Source organism: Pseudoalteromonas sp. 2CM41L, from assembly GCF_023161905.1.
Classification (GTDB): Bacteria; Pseudomonadota; Gammaproteobacteria; order Enterobacterales; family Alteromonadaceae; genus Pseudoalteromonas; species Pseudoalteromonas atlantica.
This window is the reverse complement of record NZ_JALNTN010000018.1, coordinates 72,272-93,682: the sequence shown is the minus strand read 5'-3', so window position 1 is coordinate 93,682 and position 21,411 is coordinate 72,272. Positions and strand designations below refer to the sequence as shown.

Here is a 21,411-nt window from a genome sequence, read left to right as displayed (position 1 = left end):
AAACAGCGCCGATGATAGTGTAGCATTTGCTATGTGAAAGTAGGACATTGCCAGGCTCCAAATAAGAGAAACCCGTTACAGCGATGTGACGGGTTTTTTGTTGTCTGGGATTTAATAAATAGCCAAGTACTCATGCTGCAATTAATACTCACATCTAAACTTATCACGTAGGTCGGGCGAGCGTAGCGACTCCCGACGCAATGATAATGTCGCATTTGCTATGTGACTCTCTACCGCTGTAGGCACCACGACATCGCCAGGCTTCAAATACAAGAAAGCCCGACTCGAAAGAGCCGGGCTTTTTTACGTCTGCAGAAAAGTGAAAATACATTCCAGAGATTATTCGCACAGTCTCTACCACCACCGTAGCGTGGGTTGAGTATCACGAAACCCGCGGATGAAACACACACCACAGAACTCAAAATAGATCACATAATTAAGCGAATTGGTATTACAGTACAAGCAAGTCTCTTAACTTAACTAATCTATTAAGATGTATAAAAATAATAGCTTATAGTTCAGACTATTTTGATCCACACTCTTTAACTTTGACTATAGTTATACCTCATAATAATTATTCTGCAGAATTATAAAATGTCGTTACTTTTTAATATTCAGCGCTTTTTATCTAGGTTGCTGAGTGTATATGCGAAATAAAATATTTAAGATATTCGTTTTAATCGTCAGCCTACACCATTTACCAGCTAAATCGGGTGAGTTTGATTTTTCAGGCTACGCGCGTGTTATTGGTGGTTATTTAGATGAAAAAGATGTCGAATATAGAGGCTACGACGACAGTCTTAACTTTTCACCATCAAGTTTAATAGGTCTTCAAGCTGAGTATCAGTTTAATACAAACTGGTCAGTGACAGCACAAGGGTTATTTAGATCTGATGGCACAACGGTATCTGGTGAGAGTGGACTTGAATGGCTGTATTTAACTTATACGCCCACAACAAACCTACAGATAAAAATCGGTAAGCTGCGAACCCCATTTTTTACAATGAGCGACTTCTCTGATGTAGGGTTTGCATACCCATGGATCAATCCGCCACAACAAGTATACGACACGTACTTATTTAAAACATTTAATGGTATTGATGCTATTTACAAATTTGGCTCAGATGACTTTGATATCAGTATTGAAGGGTACTATGGCGAAGAGTCGGGGAGTATTGGCATAGGCCCTTTTAAAACAGGTTTTGAGGTGGATAATTTAGTGGGTGTGATAGGGAAGTTGAATATTGAAAATATAGAATTTAGGGCTTCAAGGTATAACGGTAACATAGCGTTAGATCTTAAATCGATTAACCAACTACAAGATATTTTAGAGAATTTTAATTTTAGCCAAAGTGCAGCATCGCTGACAACGCAGGGCAGTGCACATGCAGATCAGTTTGGTGTTATTTATGATAATTTAGATTATTTTTTTAGAGGTGAGTGGGTAAAGATTAAAACACAGTTAGATATAATTCCGATTATACAAAGCTATTACTTAACCGTAGGCTATAACGATGCACCTTTTACTTATCATTTAACCTTTGCAGACAGCGATGTAGAAATTAATGCCAATCAGAATGAAATCCCTACTGGTGCTAATGTAGAGCTTGATCAGCTGGCACAGGCTTATAACAGCGTGTTTGCAGAGTCGGCGCCCGACTCACTAAAAACATGGACACTCGGTATACGATGGGATGTGCTACCTAATCTGGCATTAAAGGCGGAAGTATCTGCTTTAGAGGGCGATGAGGTTAGTAATTCTTTTTTTGTTATCCCTGAGGATGTTAGCTTTAATAGAAAAACGAATCTTTACCTTATTGGCTTAGATTGGGTATTTTGATGATGTACTCTAAGTTAACTTACGTGATTAGACATATAATACTGCTGTGTATTTTTACTTGGTCATTATTGTTTATTAGCGTACAAGCCTACGCGGATAATAGCCACACAAGTAAAGTGATCATTGTTGTTAATACAGCCAATAAAAACTTAGCTTTGAGTAAGCAGCAAATTCGCCATATTTATATGGGCGGCGCGATGAGTCGTCAATTTAAAGCAGTAAACTTACCCGCCGGAAACCCGTTACGAATCGACTTTAATACGAAATTGGTTGGCTTAACCGAATCGAGAATTCAGGCTTATTGGGCTCAAATGAGATTTACAGGGCGTAGCAAGCCACCCGTAGAATTTAGCTCGACTAAAGAAATTATTGCGTATTTATTGAAAGAAGAAAATGCAGTTGCTTATTTACCTGCTGATACAAAAATTCCGGACGAGCTAACTGTTGTAACGCTAACGCCTTAATTTATGGTTAACTAGTAGCGCTGACTTATTTTAAAATTAGCGCTTTAAATGCCTCTTTTGCTTGGGCTTTAGCTGCTGGAATGTGTGATATGCCTACAGGCTTTGCAAAATAATACCCTTGCATTTCATCACTGCCATTTTTAATTAGGTAGTTAGCCTGGCTGGCTGTTTCTATACCCTCACTACATACTTTTAAACCTAAGCGTTTACTTAAATCGAGTATGGCCTTTAATACCGCCGCATCCTTTTCTGAGCTGTCAAATTGATTAACGAACATACGGTCAATTTTGATGGTATCAATATCTATTTTTGTAAGGTAGCTTAGCGATGAATAACCCGTTCCAAAATCATCAAGGGCTATAGACCCGCCCATTTGTTTTATTTGGTTAAAGAATTCATTGGAGTTTTCAAAATTATCGAGATAGCTTGATTCGGTTATTTCAAACTGGATATTTGCAATGTCGACGTTGTATTTAACCAGTTTATTTTTTACAACATCAATAAAGTGATTATCTTTAAGATCATGGCTTGATAGGTTTAAAGAAACGAGTACATGGTTACCTATAGTTTGCTTTAGTGTGGGTAAATCTTGAAATACCCTGGAGACAACCCACTGCGTGATTGCTTTTATTTTACCTGCTTGCTCTGCAATGGGTATAAATTCGCCTGGTGAAATAAAGCCAAGCTCTTCACTTTGCCACCTAATAAGGGCTTCAAGGCCATTAGCCTCACCATTGGCAGCTATTTTTAACTGATACACAACTTCAAACTCATTTTGCGCAATTGCATGACTAATTAAATTAGCCACTTGAGCCATTCGCTTGCTGTTTTCTAACATTTTTCTATGGAAAACGGTGTACGACCCTTTACCTTTTTCTTTTGAGGCATACATTGCGATGTCTGCATTACTAATCAATGTATTAATTTCAAACTCGGCCTCTTTAGCGTGGGCAATACCAATACTTACCCCAGTAGGTATATCCCACTGGTTAATAGTAAAAGGCGTTTGCATTGAGCTGATAATTTGCTCCGCAATATTAATAACGTCGGTGTAATTATTTATATTACGCAGCATTATTAAAAACTCATCACCCCCTAAGCGTGCAATAACATCGTTTTCGCGTAAGTGCTTTTTAATATTACTAGCGACCGCCTTTAAAAGTAGGTCACCCGTTTCATGGCCAAGTGTATCGTTAACACCTTTAAAGCTATCTACGTCAAAAAACATAATTGCTATATCTTGATGATTACTTTTACAGCGTGTTAATTCTTCTTTTAGTAAGCCCATAATAAACATGCGATTAGGTAAGCCAGTTAATATATCGAAGTTAGCTAAGTGCTCCATTGATTGCTTTTGCTTTAGTAGTTGTGCGGTGTTTTTTTGATTAGTGAGCACTTGGGCATTAATAGTGTTAAGTAAGTTATTAATATCTTTGCCAAGTTGCGATACTTCGTCGTTGCCTGAGCCCTGGTATTGGAGTTGATAGTTAGTTGTTTTTTCTACTTTTTGTGTAAATTTAGAAAGTTTTAATAGCGGGCTTAATAAATGTTGGTATATCCAAAAAGAGATGATGATGGTGATCACGATACTAAAAATAACGATAGGGGCTGCACTATAAAATAAGCTCGCTTTGCTTTCATTGAGGGGCTTATTAAAATCCTGAACAATTAATAAGTAGCCTACAGGGAACTGCTCCTCACCAATTGTTTTTAAGGCAACTAAGCCTTGATTAGTAACACTGACGGTACGGGGCAAACTTTGTGGTTTGATGCCCTTTAGCTGTGGAGAAAAATCCTCGAACTTTAAGTAATTAGGGTGCACGTAGGACTGTATTAGCTGCCAATTACTATCAAATACATTTACAAACTTTATGTGCTCGTACCTATCTAACCCCAAAAGCTCAGTTGTAATAGAAAATAAATCTATCTCTTGCGACATAACACGTAACAAATTATCTGAAATATTTGATGACATAGCATCGAGGTTTTCTTCAACTGATTGGCGGTATAAATCCTCGTGCTCATTAATAGCTAAATAAAAAACAAAGCTAGCGCTTAGTACAATTAAACAAGTCGTAATAATAATAAATTTGTTACGAATACTATGAAACATTTAGCCAAATCCCTTCTTACTGTCATGCTCTTTCACTAAAAGAGTTATTACTTATTGTTGTTATTTATTAATAGAAGGCTTACGCGTAGCGCTGATGTTACTTACTAAATTTGTAAGTAAAAGAATGTGTTTAAATTCATAGAGTAACTATAGCTGGTTATTTTATTTTAGGCAGACTTACTTTGTTGCAATTTCATTCTTGGCTTAATAAGTGACCTGTGTAAGACTAATGCGGTTATTTATTAAATCAGGTGACATGAATGTCGAATATAAAAGCTTGGAAACTTATGAGCCTGTTTTGTTTGTTTGCAGTGCTTATGGGTTGTCAATCTAAAGAAGAGCAACTACAACAAACAATTCAAGAGTCTATTAAAAAGGCAGATGTTGAGCTTGCACAGCTTGGTACCGCGCTTGATAATGGGACTATACGTAATGCTGTATTGCTTAAAGAATATGGCAAACTCCTTAAACAGCAACAGCCAGAACTGAGTCAGGTTGTTGATGTAATTACCCTTGATGCTACAAGGCAGGGTGCCCTTTACAGTGGTTTAACACAACGACTTAAAGATATTAAAGGCACTTATTTAATCCCTCCTTACGAAGATACGCTACACAGTATTGATTTACTACGTGAGGCGGCTAAGCCTACGCTGTTTTCTGATGCGTTAACGGACCCGATTAATATGCTAGCCGATATGTCTAAGGGCAGCCTTGCGCGCGTTGGTGCTATTAGTAAAGAGGCAGAGGGCGCAGGCGAAGGTAACCAATTGGTGGGCAACCCTAATTACGGTAACTGGCAAACTAATAGTAATGGTATTAGCTTTTGGCAGTGGTATGGCATGTACCGTATTTTAGGCGATGTATTTGACCGTGTTGAATACGGACGTTGGAGCAGCCGCCGTAAATATAGCTATTACAACGATTACGGCCGCTATCGTTACTCAAGCCCTAAACAAATTAAAACGCAAAGTGCTTTAGAAACGCGTACGCGTCAATCGTACCAACGCCAAGGCAAACAGTTTACTAGCCCTTATGCGAGCAAAAAAACGGGTGCCTCGGGTTTAAGCCGCAGTAGTTATACACCGCCTAAAAGCCGCAGTAGTTACTCGCGTTCGAGTAGTTATAGCAACAGCTCTGGATCGGTACGCAATAGCGGTAGCAGAACCTCTCGTGGCGTGAGCCGTGGTAAGTAAAGAATAAGTTGGAGTTAGAAATATGTACGAATTTAATGGAATAACTACGTGGTCGCTACAAGCTTTGGCGATTGATTTTGCAATTATCGTGTTGTTATTTGTAAGCCTGAAATACATTAAAGGCTGGGTTTCAAACCTTCATGCAAATGACGAAATAACAGAACGCGATAACTTTGCTTTTGGTATTAGCTTTGCGGCAGGCTTAGTTGCACTTGCCATTGTATTAACGGGTGTGAGTAGTGGCGCCTTTGCTGCGTCGTTACAACAAGAAGCCCTGCAAATGCTAGGCTATGGTGTATTAGCCATTGTACTGATTAAATTAGGCCACTTTTTTCAAGATAAGGTCGCGCTTCGCAAAGTCAGCCTGCACGACGAAATTGTAAAAGGTAATGTAACAGCCTCTATTATCGACTTTGGTCATGTAGTGAGTGTGGCGATTGTGATTCGCTCTGCACTTTTATGGGTAGCAACAGAGGGTTGGCACGGGCTGCCTATCGTTATTGCTGCCTTTATTATTGGCAGTGTTGCACTACTGCTTGTAAGCCAATACCGCGTACAATTATTTAAGCGTACCAATAAAAGCGGTGATTGTTTACAACAAGCCATTATTGATGGCAATTTAGCTGTAGGTATACGCTACGCAGGCTTTTTAGTCGGAAGTGCCTTAGCTATTACAGCGGCATCAGGTATTGCGCCGTATGCGGCCGATAACATTAATGCTAGCCTGCTTTATTGGGCTATTAGCGCGATTGTAAGTTTAGTGGCATTCATCATTTTGCATTTAATCACCATCAAAATAATTTTATCAGGTTGTGATATTTCAGATGAAGTTAACCGTCAGAAAAATGTAGGTGTAGGTGCTATTTCTGCTGCAGTGTCGTTTGCTGTCGGTATTACTATGGCAACCTTACTAGGCGCATAATCAGTGTCATCAACTACAACTAGCCCAAGTAAATCACGTTTACTTGGGCACGATATTTTACTAATAACTGTTATGGCCGTACTCGCTGGGTGCGGCCTTATTTATGAATACTTACTTTCGCATTACGCAGGGCGGGTACTGGGCTCTGTAGAGAGTGCTATCTATGCCATGATTGGCACAATGATAGTTGCCATGGGCTTAGGCGCATTTTTAGCCCGTTGGTTTAAAGATGCCTTTACCGCCTTTGCTTGGCTTGAAAGTATTATTGCCCTGGTTGGCATGGGCTGTATTTTGGCAATAGCCGGTGTAATTGCTGTAAGTTATTCACTTCCTCATTTGTTTTCTAGTATTTTTAATTTACCGCCAGATGTTGTGCTCAATGGCTATGTATTTCAAAAGCTGCAAGAGTGGTCACGCTTTTTACCTTATGTGTTTGGTTTAGTACTGGGTTTATTTATTGGTATGGAAATACCGCTTATTGCACGTATTCGCCAACATGTGTACGGGCGTTTTTTAGAAAACAATGCAGGCACTATTTATGGTGCCGATTATATTGGCGCGGGTATTGGTGCGGCTATTTGGGTAAGCATTATGCTGGCGATGCCTATAATGCAAGCTGCAGCGTGGACAGCTCTTTTTAATATACTGGCAGGGCTCGCCTTTTTATGGCGCTACCATGCTCATGTGCGCTTTGCTAAGGCACTTCTGATCTGCCATATAGTGTTACTGGCACTGTTTGGGTTTATTTTAGTGATGGGAAGTAGCTGGATGAACAGCTTAAGTAATGTACTTTATAAAGATAAAGTTATTTACTCACAAGCAACTAAATACCAGCATGTAGTATTAACCGAGCGCTTAAGTAAAAACCAGCCAGCGCCTATCACCGACTTGTATTTAAATGGGCGTTTACAGTTCTCGAGTATTGATGAGCAAATATATCACTCAATGCTGGTGTATCCGGCAATGCTCGCATCAAACCGGCACGATAGCGTATTAATTATTGGTGGTGGCGACGGGCTTGCCCTTAGAGATGTTTTAAAGTGGCCAGTGAACGACGTAACGTTAATTGATTTAGATGCACAGCTGCTTAATTTATTTGGCCATAAAGACGGTGATTTTACAGCGCCTGAGTCTATAAGTAAGCGGTTATTAGCGCTAAATAAACAATCGATGTTAGACCCGCGCGCCAATATTATTGTGGGAGATGCGTTTTTAGAGGTTGAAAGGCTTCTTGATCAAGGTAAGCAATTTGACACTATATTAATTGACTTGCCGGACCCTAATCACCCCGATTTAAACAAAATGTACAGCGACTATTTTTATAACCATGTACGTCAATTGTTAGCTCCCGATGGCGCAATGGCTGTGCAGTCTACCTCGCCTTATCATGCCAAAAAAGCATTTTTAAGTATTGCTAAAACGGTAAAAGCGGCGGGTTTTGATTATGTTGAGCAGTACCAGCAAAATATTCCTTCGTTTGGGCAATGGGGGTGGACAATAGCCACTAAAATGGGTCAGCCAGCCAGTGGGCGAATTAAAAATATAAGCACTATGCCGGTGCCATCAAGGTGGGTAAGTAAAGAATATTTATTAGCCAGCTTTGTATTTCCTAACCAGTATTTTGAACAAGTTAAAAGTATTGAGGTCAATAGGTTAGGTTCGGGTCAGCTATATGATTACTACCGTAATGCGTGGCAGATAGAAAGCGAATTGTATAAAAATTAATAAAACATGGTTGACATAATATGTCGACCATGCGAATCTTAACTCAGACATAATATGTCAAACAGCAAAAAGGCAGAGACATGGAATTAAATGAACTTTCAATAAAATTAGCTTCTTTTGAAACAGAAGGCGCTAACTTTGAGTCTTTCTTGATTGCCAACCCTGGTGAGCAAGATGTTTTACAAGTCATAGTTGATGGAAACGATGAGCTTCCAATTTTTGTTACGCAAACACAAGAGCAGTTGTTATGTATTAGCTACTTGTTTGGCGAAGATGAAGTAAAAAGTGAATTACGCAATGAGTTAAACGAAACACTACTACGTTTAAACGTGCCAATTCCACTGAGTGCATTTGCTAAAATCGATAACAAATACGCGATTTTTGGTGCACTGTCGGTAAATTCATCATTAGATGATATTACCCACGAACTAGTGACACTAGCTGACAACGCTATTGACGCACTAGAAGCCGTGACCTTGTATTTAAACGATTAGTAACTAGTTAGTGGAGTTAAGATTATGAGTATATTAAAAAAATTATTTACAGCAGTACGTGGCGGCGCGCGTGAAGCGGGCGAAGCAATTGTAGATGCAAACGGCATTCGTATTTTTGAACAAGAAATAGCAGATGCGCAAAATGCACTTAATCGTGCTAAAAAGAGCCTTACAGAAGTAATGGCTAAAGAAATGCAAACTAAGCGTAAAATTAGCGCAGTTGATGCATCAATTGCTGAGCACGAAGCATATGCAGGCCAAGCACTTGAAAAAGGCAACGAAGCCTTAGCATTAGAAATTGCCGAAAAAATTGGCGACTTTGAAGCTGAAAAAGCGGAAAACGAGCAAGTATTAGCAGGTTTTAGCAACCACATTGTAGCGCTTAAACAACAAGTTAAAGACGCTGAAAAGTCGATTAAAGAAAACCAGCGTCAGCTTACTATGGTTAAAACCACAGAAAGCGTACAGCAAGCTACTATGGCGGTTAACAGCACGCTTAATACTAATAGCTCGTCTATGACATCGGCTCGTCAGTCGCTTGAGCGTATTAAACAGCGCCAGCAAGATCGTAGCGATCAGTTAGGCGCTGCTAAGCAACTTGAGTCAGATACAAATGGCGACGATTTAAAAGCAAAAATGGCTGAAGCCGGTATTGGCGATACAAGCCCAAAAAGTGCTGATATTTTAGCGCGCATTAAAGCCAAGCAAAACGGCTAATAGTTCGTACATTTATAATAAAAGGTAATTAAGCGTGGCTTAGTTACCTTTTTTGCTTAAGGGATGCCTCATTATGTTTAATTTTTTCAAATCTAAAAAAGAGCCAGAACGTCAGCTTAACCATGCAAGTGAGCTTAAAAAAGGTGACATGTTTAGCGTTATCGATTCATTTGCGTATCCGTCGTGGTTAAAAGGGCAAACGCTGCGTGTTATTGATATTCAAACCTATCAATATCAACACAGTAGTGATACTGAGTTTGTGCTTGAGACGAACAGCGGACAGGTGGTATTTTTACAAATTGAGCAAGATGATGGCGAGCAGTGGGCTAATTTTTCAATCAAAATTCAGCGTGACGACGTAGAGCAAATATTTGGGCTAGACGAATTTGCACGTATTTTTGATGAAGAGTCGTTAACCCATATACAGGTGCAAAATACGCCAGAGCAGTTTATGCAGTTTTTAGCTAAAAGCTATCAGCAAAGTGAATCGCCTTATGTGTGCTATTTCCATAACAAAGATTTTCGTGGCCAGTCATTACCGCGCTATGAGCAAGAGGGTGGCGAACCTTGTGAAATGATTTGCTTAGCATCGCCAGACGAAGGGCATGGCTTAAATATTGAAATATGGGATGGCGGTGAGACCGAAGTGTCACTAACACTAACACGCCCAATTACCGATATAGTCGACTTGTTTCCAGGAGATGCGAAGTGAGTGATGCTAAAGATAAGTGGTTACGTCAAGAGCAAGCCGTGCGTGCCACACAAATGGCATTTGATTTAAGCAGCGAAGTACAAAAGTCGATAAAAAAGCAGGCCATTGACCAAGAGCTTACGCCCTCAGATATGATCCGTAAAATTTTAGGCTTAGATGTAAAGTCTAAAAAAACACGTCAGCGCCTATCGTTTAATTTAAACGATGATGAAATAGCCCAACTAGCAACGCGGTTTAATGTCCAAAGTGATGATAAGCGAGCCGTAAAGCAACAAGTAGCAGAGTTATTAATTGCTCATACTAAAAACACTAAGTAGTTAATTTAGATTTATATGAATATTATTTTAATTGCTTACTTAATTATTTTTGCTTTATTTGGCACAGCTGCAAGTTACTTTGTGCGATTTATTTATGCGTACTGGGTAAAAAAAGAAATGCCAATGAAATACATTGTTAAAGCAGGAATTAGTGTGGTGCTGGTGGTGGTTATTTCAGCGTTAATACCTTTTATAGGTTAACGCTGAAATTGGCGTTTGCGCTATTTTATATCAAATGCCTGGCATTGCTGATTAATACACAGGGTTTGTACCTCAAGTACCGGTGAGCAATCGGTTAAACCTTGCGCTTTGTTTTGCGTTTTTTGTTGTTGTGTAATTTTTTGGGCAACTTCTTCGGCGTGCTCTTGAGAGGTATTAAGCGTTGAATACACAACATACTTACTTGGCCCACCACATGCTCGTGCACCTACTTCGAGTACCTTACATTGAAAGCTTGCGGTGCAACTATTATCACTAACAATGTTATTAAGATCGTAGTTCAAGTCAGACAAATTCTGATTTTGCTCAGTACTTGATGATGTGCTTGCACAGCCGCTAAGTAATAGCATAGCGCTGGTGGCAACACTCACAATTGATAATTTAATTGCTGATGGTAAACAACTCATAACCTTGTCCTTAAAATACACTTACCGCTGAACCTTCAAGTTTAACACATTTATTTTCAACACACTGCGTGCTTGGCGAAGTTAAATGCTGGCACGTGCTCATCATTTCATTTTGTGTGTTGTAGGCTTTTTCAAGCGTTGTTATTTGCTTTGCAAGCGAACTGACTTGCCCCTCTTTAGCTGATTTTGTTGAGTAAACAACATAATCACTTGGTCCGCCGCAAGCTTTGCTTCCTACAGGCATAACCTTACATTGTGCAGAGGTATCGCACTGTGTATTGGCAATTAACGTATTAAGCTCGCTTTTTGCGGTTTTAATGTCGTTAAGTGATACTTCTTTTAAAGCGGTTTTTATGGGTTGTGATGCATCAGTAGGGGTTTTGTGCTTGTTTTCACTGCTGGCTTGTTGAGGTACTTCTTTATGCGGTACTTCTTTAAGCTCGTTCACCGAGTTAGTTGGTGCATCTTGCGATGTTGTTTCGAGGCATGCAGTTAAACAAAGTGGTAAAAGTAGGGCTAACAGTGGAGTACGCATAACAAACCTTGATAGTGATGAATTATTCATCACTATCATACACGGTGCATTTTTAACGGCAATAAAAACTATATTATCAAGTAATTAAAGCCGTTTTAGATTTACCTTTATAAACCGCCTTGGGTAAGTTTAGTGGGGTTAAGCAGTGTTTCTAATTCACTGCGTGGAAGGTCGGTTTCTTGCTCTGCGACATCAATAATTGGGCGGGCTTCTTTGTAGGCTTGCTTGGCTATTTTGGCTGCTTTTTCGTAACCGATCACCGGATTAAGCGCTGTCACTAAAATTGGATTTTTGGCCAGTGCTTTATCAATATTGGGCTGGTTTACTTTAAAACTCGCAATGGCTTTATCTGCCAATGCTTGGGCGCTATTAGCAAGTAACTCAATGCTTTGTAAAATATTGTGCGCAATAACAGGTAGCATTACGTTTAGCTCAAAATTACCGGCTTGGCCTGCCACGGTGATGGTTGCATCGTTACCTATAACTTGAGCGCTTACCATGGCTGCCGCTTCTGGGATCACCGGGTTTACTTTACCCGGCATAATCGATGAGCCTGGTTGCAGTGCTTCAAGCTCTATTTCGCCAAGCCCGGCAAGTGGGCCTGAGTTCATCCAGCGTAAGTCATTGGCTATTTTCATTTGCGCTACAGCGAGTACTTTTAACTGACCTGAGAGCGCTACAATGGCATCTTGCGAGCCAATATTGTAAAAAAAGTTACTGCTTGGCTTAAAGCTTATACCCACATTAGCGCTTAAGTTTTTAGCAAACTTTGAGGCAAATTCGCCATCAGCATTAATACCCGTGCCAACAGCTGTCCCGCCTTGGGCAAGCTCACATACTCGCTCTAAGCTATGGCGAATGCCTGAGGCTGCATTATTTACTTGTGATTGCCACGCGCTTAGCGTTTGCTCAAATGTAACGGGCATGGCATCCATTAAATGCGTACGGCCTGTTTTAACTATTTTGCCAACGTCTGCCTTTTTTTGCTCTAAACTCTGCGATAGTTTTTCAAGAGATGGCAGTAATTCATAAACTACGTTAATAGCACTACTTAGTGCAATGGCTGTAGGCACAACATCGTTAGAGCTTTGCCCCATATTTACATCATCGTTGGGGTGAACTGGCTCATTACCAATGCGGGTTGCAAGCGTTGCGATAACTTCATTCGCGTTCATGTTCGAGCTGGTGCCTGAGCCAGTTTGGAAAATATCAACCGGGAAGTGCTCGTAATGCTCGCCATCAATAATTTGTTGGCATGCTTGCTCAATTGCGTTGGCTTTACTTTTACTTAAGTGATTTAGCTCAAAGTTACTTTGTGCTGCAGCTTGTTTAATGTATGCAAGCGCTGTTACAAACTGTTTTGGCATAGTTAAGCCGCTAATAGCAAAGTTGTTAACTGCACGCTGGGTTTGCGCTTGGTATAGCGCATCACTAGGGACCTGTAATTCACCCATGCTGTCGGATTCGGTTCTAAAATTGCTCATAAGTCGCTCCTTAAAAAGGGTTAAATTCGTGACTGAGTACGCGAGCTTCGCGCTCAAGTTTTAAAAATTTTTCAGTATCGTTATGTGCATAGTAAAAGCGTTTTAATGCCAATAAGGGTTTATATAATTGCTCAAGGCACTGCTTACGAATGGCATTGTGTATTAGAGGGTCGCACATTTTATTGATAATTTCATGGTGAGTGCGTAATAAATATAACTCTTGTAGTAAGGGGTTACGCTGTTTTTCAAAGCTTTTAGCAACGTTTAAAGCGGTTTCTATGTAGTGAGCTACCACCATAGGCGCATGTAAGCCCGGGCGTAAGCAGTTACAAGCAAGTTCATGATGATAAGGCTGTAATGCCTGAAAGGGAGACATAAAAAAACCGATTTAAGTTAACGATAATAGTTATCATTACATTTAATCGGTTTCAGTGTAAACAGTTATTATAAAAATTATTTGCAGCGTTTAATTGAGTATCAATTATAGCCAAGAATGAATATTTGGTCTGTTTCATGTTTTTTTAGCGCCTGTTGATTTTGGTTACAGTGAGAAAGTAAGTCGATTACAGTGGCTCTACTATCACAGGTGCTACTTGGTTTTTCGGTGCTTTTTTCTGTCACTGAGACAACAGCGTCTACAGCGGTGTAAGGGGGGGTATGCATAATTTTATCCTCGTATTTAATATTGGTAATACACCCTACTTAGGGTTGATTTAATTAAAGCATAATACATACCATCGTCTTATTTTTATTTTAGTGCCATGAATTAACTCACTTTTATAAATTATCTATAAAACTTTAATTGTTCAGTACCATTTTTTTGCGTTAATGTTGTGCAATAAATTTCAATATTGGTGCAGGTCATGATCAAACCTTTCTCACAAGCGTGTGAAAACAATAAGGGTCCTATTTTAGAAGTGCTTAAAACGGTTTTTAATAAGACAGAATCTGTACTCGAAATAGGCACGGGTACGGGGCAGCATAGTGTGTTTTTTGCTGAGCAATTACCGCATTTACAGTGGTATGCAAGTGATCGCCGTATAAACCATGAGGGCATAAATTTATGGCATAAGGAGGCAAATTTAACTAATTTACACGGCCCTCTTGAGCTTGATTTGAATTATGCATGGCCGGTAAATAACGTAGATGCCATTTACACAGCAAATACGTTTCATATTGTAAGTTGGCAGTTGGTTGAGCAATTTTTTAAAGGGGTTTTAACGCACTTAGCAAGCCAAGGTGTAGTGTGTATTTATGGCCCTTTCAAATACCAAGGGCAGTTTACAAGTGCAAGTAATGAAGAGTTCGATCGCTTTTTAACACAGCGTGATCCATTTAGCGGCATTCGTGATTTTGAGGCCATAGAGCAATTAGCAACACAAGCAGGCCTTACACTCATAAGTGATACAGCTATGCCAGCTAACAATCAGTTATTGGTTTTTAAACGGCAGTAAATCAGCGCACTGCGTTTTATAAATTGTCATATGTTGGCGTTCTCGCTTTAGGTAGTCGTTTATTGCTGCTCTAAAGTCGGGTTCAACAATATGGTGGCTAGAGTAGGTAAAAACAGGCTCAAACCCACGAGGTATTTTATGCTCACCTTGAGCGCCTGAGTGAAAGCAATGTAAGTTATGCTTAATCGCAAATTCAATCCCTTGGTAGTAACACAGCTCAAAATGAAGGGAGTCTATTTCTTCGCTAGCGCCCCAATAGCGGCCATACAAGGTATTTTCACCTTGTAAGCTTAGCGTTGCTGCCACTATTTTGTTGTCTTTTTTGGCAAGCATAACAATTAGCTGATCGCCCATTAGTGCCTGTAATAAAGTAAAAAACTCAATATTTAAATACCCTAAATGCCCAGAACGTTTTAAATAAGTACGCTGATAAAACTCACAAAATAGCTGCATTGTTTCAGGGCTTAGGTGCGAGCCTTGCAGCCATTCAATGGAAATATTTTGCTGCGCTATTTTAGCTCGCTCTTTTTTTAGCGTTTTTCGTTTGCGTGCGGTGAGTGTATTTAAAAAATCGTCAAAGGTTTTAAAGCCTTTATTAAACCATTGAAACTGCACGCCTACGCGCTGCATTATATCGTCAGTACACAGGGCCTGAGCTTGAACCTTTGGGCAAAAGTTAACATGCCAGCCAGACCAACCTTGCTCCACACTCGTTAAATTTAATTGCTTTTTTATGTACTCGTATACGCTTTGTGTATTCGTATGTGCAATGGCAATACGCTGGCCTTCAATGGGGCTAAAGGGCACACCGCTTAGCCATTTAGGGTAATAGGCTAATCCGTGTTGCTCGTAGGCTTCTGCCCATGCCCAATCAAAAACATACTCTCCGTAAGAGTGGCTTTTTAAATACCCAGGTGCGAGTGCGACTAATTTGTCAGCTTCATAAACCGCTAAGTGCTGAGGCTGCCAGCCTGTCTCTTTGTTTACACAGTGGCTTTGCTCTAATGCATATAAAAATGCATGGCGGGTAAAAGGTTCATTACCGAATAATCGAGTCCATTCGTGTACGTCTATTTGGTTAATATCACTAAACCATTGGTGGGTAAAAGTTGCCATTACTGCTTACCTTGGGCTGCTTTATAGTGGGTGGTGGCGTTTTAAACTAAGTTAACACAAGCGCATTTATTTAGCGCATTATTGTATTAGTGCTCTTCAATTTCGGCGTATTGGGCTAAGCACGCGGTTAGCTTAACCAGTTCTAGCGGTTTTGCAAGATGCTGATTAAAACCAACGGCTTGAGCATGGGCTTTATCCTCAGGCATAACATCGGCGGTCAGCGCAATAATGGGCAGCTCTACCTCACTTTTAAATTGCCTAATTAGGGCGGTGGCTCTGTAACCATCCATTATTGGCATTTGGCAGTCCATTAAAATTAAGTCAAAGTGTTGCTCTTTTGCTATATCTACTGCCGCTTCACCATTTTCGACAATATGGGCAACAATACCTAATGAGCCTAGCATGGCTTTAATTACCATTTGGTTTACGGGGTTATCTTCTGCTACTAGCACTTTTAAAGCCGCCAATTTAGTACCCGAGTATACAAGCTCGGCTTGCTCTTGTACTGGGCTGGTGCGAAGCTCAACGTCAAATTTAAACGTAGAGCCAACGTTTGGTTCGCTCTGTAATGTGACGTTACCGCCCATTAATTTACTGAGCTCTTTTACGACTGTTAAGCCCAGGCCTGTGCCACCGTATCGCCTTGATGTTGAGTCGTCGGCTTGGGTAAAGGCACTAAATAGCTTGGACTGCTGGGTAGGCTTTATGCCAATACCCGTATCTGTAACGGTTACGGTAATTTTAACTTTGTCAGTACTGATAAACTCTCCGCTAAAGTCTACCTCTACTTTGCCTTGCTCTGTAAATTTTATTGCGTTGCTGCAAAGGTTTAGCACTACTTGCTCAAAGCGTAAAGGGTCGCCTACATACCAAGTATCTACTGGAAGATGACTGTTAACCTGCCAGCCAATGCCTTTATTGGCTGCACTGGCCTCAAACATTGTGTTAATACGCTTTAAAATTGCATGAAGGTCAAACGCTGTGCTTTCTAGCTTGAGCTTATGTGATTCAATTTTTGAAATATCGAGTATATCGTTAATCAGGTTTAGTAAGCTTTTAGATGAAGAGTTTATTTTGTCTAAGTAACCAATAAGAGTGTGTGCGTTATCTTCTTTGCGCGCTAATGACGAAAAGCCAATAACTGCATTTAATGGTGTGCGTATTTCATGGCTCATATTGGCTAAAAATCGGCTTTTAGCCTGATTAGCTAAGTCAGATTGCTTTTTAGCTTGCGCAAGCGAATGGGTGCGCTCTGCGACTTTTCGGGTAAGGGCAATTTGTTGCTGATTAAAAAGCAGTAAAACAATTAAAATTAAGGCACATACCACCAATTGTAAGGCCATTAAAAACAGTGTTAATTGGTTATTATGGGGGGCAAGGTATTTCTCTTTTAAGGCTAAATGTGTATTCCATGTTTGCCCACCAAAGCTGAGCTTTAGTTTCATAACACGGCTGCCCTGAGCAATATTTAAGCTTTTGCCGTAGTTACTATAAAAAGCGGGCTTATTTACATCTTCATAAAACGCAATAGAAAACATCTCTGATTGTTGCTCGTTAATCGCTTGCTCAATAATATTACGCACTAAAAACACACCTGTTGCGTACCCCTTTATAGTAGCTTTTTGCTGTTGTTGTTCGTACACGGGGGCAAATAGCAGATAAGCGGGCTCAGGCTCAGCTGTTTGCACTAACTGAATAATTTTAGTGCTGACAGGCTGATACCTAATTGCAGGGTCTACTAGCGATGCTTTTCTGTCTGGGTTTGAGTACACATTAAAACCAACCGCTTTTTGGTTGCCATTAAAAGGGGCAATGTATTTAACGATGACCATAGGATCGTCTGGTTCAAGGGGCTCGCCGACAATTTCAAAGTCTAGGTGGTATATATCGGCAACTTCTTGGGTAAACGAAGCTCGCTCACTTTGCGCTATTTTTTGATTCCACGAAAGCGCTTTAATAAACGAATGCTGTGCCAGTAACTCGCTGGCGTAGGCGTAAAAGTCTTGTTGGTTTAAATCTGGGTTAGATTGTACTTGGCTGGCTAAGCTTTGCACCGCTATTAAACTTTGGTTGATGTAGCGATATAAGCTATTTTCAATAATGTGAGCTTCTCGCTCGGCGACTTTAACGGTATTTTGTCTGTTTTCTTGGTTATAAAGCTGAGTAGTTACTGCAACAGATACAAATAAAATACTACATACCGCTAACGTAGGCAGCGGCGATATAGGCCTATTTTGCCCCTTAAACTGAGTAAGCACCAATAGCAGAGGAGTGGCAATAATTACGCCTAATGAGTCTCCTAGCCACCAAAATAACACATTTTGCCAATGATCTTTAATATCGTATGCGGAGTTAAATTGGCTCAGCGCAAACACCCCAAAATTTGCTGAAATTAAACTAACCGCAATGCCCACAACAAAAATAAAATAAATGATACTTGCGCGTTTTTTAAAATACAGCGGGTGTCCAAGCCAATATTTAAGTAAACCAGCCCCCACCATTGCCTGCAATACAATGCCAATAGCAATATACATGGCTTGGTTGAAGGTATTGCCAACTAACACCATATCGTGAGCTGTGCTGTCAAAAATATTAAAGTTAAAAGCAAAGGCTGCTATAAAAAGCGCTGGGATGAAGCGCCACCACCACATATAGCATCCAACTAAGGCAATGCCTGCAGGTAACCATACCGGGATAATTTGAGTATTAAAGGCGAGTTTAGTGAGTGAAATACCAATTAAAAAGTACGCTAATGAAAAAATTATGTAAAAGATAACTGAATGATATTTTGAGTTAAAATTTTTCACATAGCTCCCTGACTTTTTAAAAGTACTTAATTTTAAATATCAGTATAGCGAACAGTATGTTATTTGCGGTATTTTTTAATATATGTTGTAAAAAGTGTACCTTGCGCAACCTGTAAACTGCTTATTTAGCAGTTAAGGTTGTTTGCTCAGCTGCTGTTTTTGCTGCTGTAAAATAGAGATTTGTTGCTCTACAGCGCTAATTAATGCGTTATAGCGGTTTTGAATCGCCGTAGTTTTAGTGGCTATCGCATCGGCTATTGATTCGGCGCCCATTCTATTAGCTTGATCTTGAGTAACATAGCTGGCTTGTTGTTTGGCGTCGGCTAAGTCTTCTTTATAATTTTTGATAGTAAGCTCGTGGCGTTTAATTTCACGCTCAATTTTTTTAATCTCAATGTAGTTATCTACAGAGGCACCGGGCATTGCGGGTGAGTTTGCATTATTACCGTACTTATCGGCAACTAATGGCTGTTTTAGTTTAATAACTTCTGCATTGTCAGCACAGGGTGTTTGGCTAAATGTAGCGACTCCTTTAATTGTGCATTTATAAACCGTAATGTCTTGGGCTGCGTGTGTACTTAAAGCCACAAGGCCTATTAAAGGTGCAATTAAACGAAACATAATTAAACTTACGTTAGTGGAGTTGTTATTAATAATGCCGTAACTACCCAGTGTATTCAATGTGTTTTGATTTACCTATTTTAATAAGAAATGGTGGAGAAGGAGGGATTAGCTTAATTACATCCATGTAATTAATTGCTTCGCAACGCCTGCGGCTGCTTAAACTGTTCCAGACATTTTATCGAACCCTAGCGAGGATTCTCACCCTCCTTGGATACATTGGCTGTTAAATTTCAGGCACAAAAAAACCGCAACTAAGCGGTTTTTGATAAGAAATGGTGGAGAAGGAGGGATTAGCTTAATTACATCCATGTAATTAATTGCTTTGCAACGCCTGCGGCAGCTTAAAGTGTTCCAGACATTTTATCGAACCCTAGCGAGGACTCTCACCCTCCTTGGATACATTGGCTGTTAAATTTCAGGCACAAAAAAACCGCAACTAAGCGGTTTTTAATAAGAAATGGTGGAGAAGGAGGGATTCGAACCCTCGATAGAGCTACAAACTCTATACTCCCTTAGCAGGGGAGCTCCTTCGGCCACTCGGACACCTCTCCAACGCATAACAGATTGTATTAACGGTAGTTTATTCATACCATTAATTAAATAGTGGTGGAGAGATAGGGATTTGAACCCTAGATAGGCTACAAACCTATGCCGGTTTTCAAGACCGGTGCATTCGACCACTCTGCCATCTCTCCGTGACGCAGAATAATACTTAGGTGATACCGTCGTGTAAATAGCAAATAAACTGTTTGCTTAAAAAGTAGGCGTAATTACGGTTTTTTTTGTAAATAGAGGGAAATTAGAAGGATTTAAACTAAAAATTAAAGGGTGGCAGCAAACTAAGGGAGCTAAAGAAGCGCTTTTAATAGTGGTTAGTTGTTTACTGCCCCTGCTTAATAATCATAACAAGATTGATTATTTGTATTGCGCGGCGCTGTTTAATGCTAACTTTTTGCCCATACGGTTTAATTTAGCAAGCATTTTAGCTTTACGGTTAGTTGGTTTTACGCCAACGTGGGCTGCTGCATTTTGGTTTAGGGTGTTTATTGGGTTCATGTCTTTGCTCCAAGGTGTATGTGTTTAAATCGCGAGCATTTTGACTCTTTTTTGTTTAAAAATACAACAATATAAACTAAGGCTTGGCTATTAGTTATTTTTATCTGAATTTGCATTGTTTTGTTTTTAATTAAAACTACTAAGTGCACATTTTGCATAGTTATTTAATCAGGGGAGTTGGGTTTTGATTTGTTTTATAAGTATTTTTTTTGTTTGTTAATGTTTTTAGTAAATTTTTACGCACTTTTATGATTAATTATTCAGATAAATTAATTTTAACTTAATTCTTATTTATGCTGGTGTACTGGCTAATAGGAGATAAATTACTTGCAGTTGTTAATAATAGTTAAACCGAGCGTAAAAAATGTGGTGTCAGAACACCTCGATTGGCTTAAAAAAACATGCCAGAAGAAAAATATTCTCTATATTACGGTTAAAACGACAGGTAATTTTGAGTACGACTTAGCAAACGTTAAATTGAATGCACAAAAAAGCCAAATAGCAGTGGCTATTGGTGGCGATGGCACGCTTAATTTGGCACTTAATGGCGTGATTAATAGTGCATGTAGTTTGGCAATATTACCTTGTGGTACGGGCAATGATTTTGCGCGTCGCTTTCATTGCTCAGCTAAACAATGGCAAAACGCTATTTTTAATGCCCCCACACACTTAATTGATGTAGGTAAAATTAATACTCGTTACTTTATTAATGTGGCTGGTGTTGGTTTTGATGCTCATGTAATTAAGCAGTTGGGTCATTTACAAAGCATGTCAGCTTGGCGCTATAAGTGGACGAGTTTTAAATCGCTCTTTACTTACAAAGCAAGCACACTAAATGGAGTATTTTTAAATAAGCAATGTAGCTATCAAAATTTAATAACTGTATTTGCGAACTCTCAGTATTTCGGTGGCGGCATTAAAATAGCACCTAGGGCTAAAATTGATGATGGACTGCTTGATTGCTACCAAATGCAAGCGGGTAGTCTTATTGATCACTTATATAGCTTTATTAAATTAATTTTTAAGCGCCACCATAATTTAAAAAAGCTTACTTATAGCCAACTCAAACAGGCGCGTATTAATACTAGAGATTTATTAATTGAGGCCGATGGCGAGCTAGTAGGTGTTACGCCCGCGGTTATTGCTATCCAGGAGCAGGCTATTAATTTTCATATACCAATAAAAAAGCGCCTACAGTAGGGTAGGCGCTTT

Annotated in this window: 22 protein-coding genes and 2 tRNA genes; 12 read left to right on the top strand and 12 right to left on the bottom strand. The window is 39.7% G+C overall.

Features of this window, described 5'->3' with window-relative positions; all coding sequences use genetic code 11:
- The first annotated feature begins 646 nt into the window (after window positions 1-646).
- Both MTF64_RS17375 and MTF64_RS17370 read left to right on the top strand, forming a co-directional pair.
- The gene (locus tag MTF64_RS17375) at window positions 647-1,840 is read left to right on the top strand and encodes a hypothetical protein (protein ID WP_248452132.1); all 1,194 of its coding nucleotides are present in this window, start codon (window positions 647-649) and stop codon (window positions 1,838-1,840) included.
- A 23-nt stretch (window positions 1,841-1,863) separates the two neighbouring features.
- Window positions 1,864-2,304 (top strand): hypothetical protein, encoded by a 441-nt coding sequence (locus MTF64_RS17370; protein WP_338128464.1) that lies wholly within the window; start codon window positions 1,864-1,866, stop codon window positions 2,302-2,304.
- Window positions 2,305-2,329: 25 nt separating this feature from the next.
- Here MTF64_RS17370 and MTF64_RS17365 read toward each other — a convergent pair whose 3' ends face one another.
- The gene (locus MTF64_RS17365; protein ID WP_248452131.1) at window positions 2,330-4,417 is read right to left on the bottom strand and encodes an EAL domain-containing protein; all 2,088 of its coding nucleotides are present in this window, start codon (window positions 4,415-4,417) and stop codon (window positions 2,330-2,332) included.
- Window positions 4,418-4,677: 260 nt separating this feature from the next.
- Between MTF64_RS17365 and MTF64_RS17360 the strand changes: the two genes are divergently transcribed.
- The 8 genes from MTF64_RS17360 to MTF64_RS17325 all read left to right on the top strand — a co-directional run bounded on the left by MTF64_RS17360 (window position 4,678) and on the right by MTF64_RS17325 (window position 10,698).
- Entirely contained in the window at window positions 4,678-5,610 is a 933-nt protein-coding gene (locus tag MTF64_RS17360; RefSeq protein WP_004589136.1) for a hypothetical protein, read from the top strand.
- Between the two features lie 22 nt (window positions 5,611-5,632).
- Window positions 5,633-6,532 carry a DUF350 domain-containing protein gene (locus tag MTF64_RS17355; protein WP_004589137.1) on the top strand — a complete coding sequence of 300 codons (900 nt, stop codon included), beginning with the start codon at window positions 5,633-5,635 and terminating at the stop codon, window positions 6,530-6,532.
- A 3-nt stretch (window positions 6,533-6,535) separates the two neighbouring features.
- Window positions 6,536-8,257 (top strand): polyamine aminopropyltransferase, encoded by a 1,722-nt coding sequence (locus MTF64_RS17350; protein ID WP_248452129.1) that lies wholly within the window; start codon window positions 6,536-6,538, stop codon window positions 8,255-8,257.
- Between the two features lie 80 nt (window positions 8,258-8,337).
- Entirely contained in the window at window positions 8,338-8,751 is a 414-nt protein-coding gene (locus tag MTF64_RS17345; RefSeq protein WP_004589139.1) for a DUF2170 family protein, read from the top strand.
- Between the two features lie 24 nt (window positions 8,752-8,775).
- Window positions 8,776-9,468, top strand: coding sequence for a PspA/IM30 family protein (locus tag MTF64_RS17340; RefSeq protein WP_029772224.1), 693 nt, complete (start codon window positions 8,776-8,778; stop codon window positions 9,466-9,468).
- Window positions 9,469-9,541: 73 nt separating this feature from the next.
- Window positions 9,542-10,180: a DUF4178 domain-containing protein gene (locus tag MTF64_RS17335; protein ID WP_024032119.1), complete on the top strand. Its 639-nt coding sequence runs from the start codon at window positions 9,542-9,544 to the stop codon at window positions 10,178-10,180.
- Entirely contained in the window at window positions 10,177-10,497 is a 321-nt protein-coding gene (locus tag MTF64_RS17330) for a hypothetical protein (RefSeq protein ID WP_004589142.1), read from the top strand. The genes MTF64_RS17335 and MTF64_RS17330 overlap by 4 nt, the downstream gene beginning before the upstream one ends.
- 15 nt (window positions 10,498-10,512) lie before the next feature.
- Entirely contained in the window at window positions 10,513-10,698 is a 186-nt protein-coding gene (locus MTF64_RS17325; protein WP_024032117.1) for a hypothetical protein, read from the top strand.
- A gap of 20 nt (window positions 10,699-10,718) precedes the next feature.
- Here MTF64_RS17325 and MTF64_RS17320 read toward each other — a convergent pair whose 3' ends face one another.
- The 5 genes from MTF64_RS17320 to MTF64_RS17300 all read right to left on the bottom strand — a co-directional run bounded on the left by MTF64_RS17320 (window position 10,719) and on the right by MTF64_RS17300 (window position 13,805).
- Window positions 10,719-11,123, bottom strand: a complete 405-nt coding sequence (locus MTF64_RS17320) for a hypothetical protein (protein ID WP_121636775.1) — start codon at window positions 11,121-11,123, stop codon at window positions 10,719-10,721.
- A 10-nt stretch (window positions 11,124-11,133) separates the two neighbouring features.
- Window positions 11,134-11,658: a hypothetical protein gene (locus MTF64_RS17315; protein WP_173644040.1), complete on the bottom strand. Its 525-nt coding sequence runs from the start codon at window positions 11,656-11,658 to the stop codon at window positions 11,134-11,136.
- A 107-nt stretch (window positions 11,659-11,765) separates the two neighbouring features.
- Window positions 11,766-13,142: a class II fumarate hydratase gene (locus MTF64_RS17310; RefSeq protein WP_248452126.1), complete on the bottom strand. Its 1,377-nt coding sequence runs from the start codon at window positions 13,140-13,142 to the stop codon at window positions 11,766-11,768.
- A 10-nt stretch (window positions 13,143-13,152) separates the two neighbouring features.
- A complete protein-coding gene (locus MTF64_RS17305; protein ID WP_004589147.1) occupies window positions 13,153-13,518 on the bottom strand; it encodes a hypothetical protein in 366 nt (121 codons plus the stop codon).
- Between the two features lie 101 nt (window positions 13,519-13,619).
- On the bottom strand, window positions 13,620-13,805 hold the full coding sequence (locus MTF64_RS17300; protein WP_004589148.1) for a hypothetical protein: 186 nt from the start codon (window positions 13,803-13,805) through the stop codon (window positions 13,620-13,622).
- 200 nt (window positions 13,806-14,005) lie between these two features.
- Between MTF64_RS17300 and MTF64_RS17295 the strand changes: the two genes are divergently transcribed.
- A complete protein-coding gene (locus MTF64_RS17295) occupies window positions 14,006-14,596 on the top strand; it encodes a DUF938 domain-containing protein (RefSeq protein ID WP_248452125.1) in 591 nt (196 codons plus the stop codon).
- Here MTF64_RS17295 and MTF64_RS17290 read toward each other — a convergent pair.
- The 6 genes from MTF64_RS17290 to MTF64_RS17265 all read right to left on the bottom strand — a co-directional run bounded on the left by MTF64_RS17290 (window position 14,573) and on the right by MTF64_RS17265 (window position 20,199).
- Entirely contained in the window at window positions 14,573-15,712 is a 1,140-nt protein-coding gene (locus MTF64_RS17290; RefSeq protein WP_248452123.1) for a GNAT family N-acetyltransferase, read from the bottom strand. The two genes, MTF64_RS17295 and MTF64_RS17290, sit on opposite strands and share 24 nt — an antisense overlap.
- Before the next feature lie 86 nt (window positions 15,713-15,798).
- On the bottom strand, window positions 15,799-18,519 hold the full coding sequence (locus MTF64_RS17285) for an ATP-binding protein (protein ID WP_248452122.1): 2,721 nt from the start codon (window positions 18,517-18,519) through the stop codon (window positions 15,799-15,801).
- Window positions 18,520-18,651: 132 nt separating this feature from the next.
- The gene (locus MTF64_RS17280) at window positions 18,652-19,140 is read right to left on the bottom strand and encodes an RNA-binding protein (protein ID WP_248452120.1); all 489 of its coding nucleotides are present in this window, start codon (window positions 19,138-19,140) and stop codon (window positions 18,652-18,654) included.
- A gap of 461 nt (window positions 19,141-19,601) precedes the next feature.
- A tRNA-Ser gene (locus MTF64_RS17275) sits at window positions 19,602-19,694 on the bottom strand.
- Window positions 19,695-19,747: 53 nt separating this feature from the next.
- Window positions 19,748-19,838: transfer RNA gene (locus tag MTF64_RS17270), tRNA-Ser, on the bottom strand.
- 220 nt (window positions 19,839-20,058) lie between these two features.
- Complete coding sequence (locus tag MTF64_RS17265; protein WP_004589025.1) at window positions 20,059-20,199, bottom strand: hypothetical protein; 141 nt, start codon at window positions 20,197-20,199, stop codon at window positions 20,059-20,061.
- 327 nt (window positions 20,200-20,526) lie between these two features.
- Between MTF64_RS17265 and MTF64_RS17260 the strand changes: the two genes are divergently transcribed.
- A complete protein-coding gene (locus MTF64_RS17260; RefSeq protein WP_248452118.1) occupies window positions 20,527-21,399 on the top strand; it encodes a YegS/Rv2252/BmrU family lipid kinase in 873 nt (290 codons plus the stop codon).
- The last annotated feature ends 12 nt before the right edge of the window (window positions 21,400-21,411 follow it).

Coding starts and splice junctions, on each gene's coding strand:
- MTF64_RS17375 (WP_248452132.1), top strand. CDS start 647: ATGCGAAATAAAATATTTAAGATATTCGTTTTAATCGTCAGCCTACAC.
- MTF64_RS17365 (WP_248452131.1), bottom strand. CDS start 4,417: ATGTTTCATAGTATTCGTAACAAATTTATTATTATTACGACTTGTTTA.
- MTF64_RS17360 (WP_004589136.1), top strand. CDS start 4,678: ATGTCGAATATAAAAGCTTGGAAACTTATGAGCCTGTTTTGTTTGTTT.
- MTF64_RS17355 (WP_004589137.1), top strand. CDS start 5,633: ATGTACGAATTTAATGGAATAACTACGTGGTCGCTACAAGCTTTGGCG.
- MTF64_RS17345 (WP_004589139.1), top strand. CDS start 8,338: ATGGAATTAAATGAACTTTCAATAAAATTAGCTTCTTTTGAAACAGAA.
- MTF64_RS17340 (WP_029772224.1), top strand. CDS start 8,776: ATGAGTATATTAAAAAAATTATTTACAGCAGTACGTGGCGGCGCGCGT.
- MTF64_RS17335 (WP_024032119.1), top strand. CDS start 9,542: ATGTTTAATTTTTTCAAATCTAAAAAAGAGCCAGAACGTCAGCTTAAC.
- MTF64_RS17325 (WP_024032117.1), top strand. CDS start 10,513: ATGAATATTATTTTAATTGCTTACTTAATTATTTTTGCTTTATTTGGC.
- MTF64_RS17320 (WP_121636775.1), bottom strand. CDS start 11,123: ATGAGTTGTTTACCATCAGCAATTAAATTATCAATTGTGAGTGTTGCC.
- MTF64_RS17315 (WP_173644040.1), bottom strand. CDS start 11,658: ATGCGTACTCCACTGTTAGCCCTACTTTTACCACTTTGTTTAACTGCA.
- MTF64_RS17310 (WP_248452126.1), bottom strand. CDS start 13,142: ATGAGCAATTTTAGAACCGAATCCGACAGCATGGGTGAATTACAGGTC.
- MTF64_RS17305 (WP_004589147.1), bottom strand. CDS start 13,518: ATGTCTCCCTTTCAGGCATTACAGCCTTATCATCATGAACTTGCTTGT.
- MTF64_RS17300 (WP_004589148.1), bottom strand. CDS start 13,805: ATGCATACCCCCCCTTACACCGCTGTAGACGCTGTTGTCTCAGTGACA.
- MTF64_RS17295 (WP_248452125.1), top strand. CDS start 14,006: ATGATCAAACCTTTCTCACAAGCGTGTGAAAACAATAAGGGTCCTATT.
- MTF64_RS17290 (WP_248452123.1), bottom strand. CDS start 15,712: ATGGCAACTTTTACCCACCAATGGTTTAGTGATATTAACCAAATAGAC.
- MTF64_RS17280 (WP_248452120.1), bottom strand. CDS start 19,140: ATGTTTCGTTTAATTGCACCTTTAATAGGCCTTGTGGCTTTAAGTACA.
- MTF64_RS17265 (WP_004589025.1), bottom strand. CDS start 20,199: ATGAACCCAATAAACACCCTAAACCAAAATGCAGCAGCCCACGTTGGC.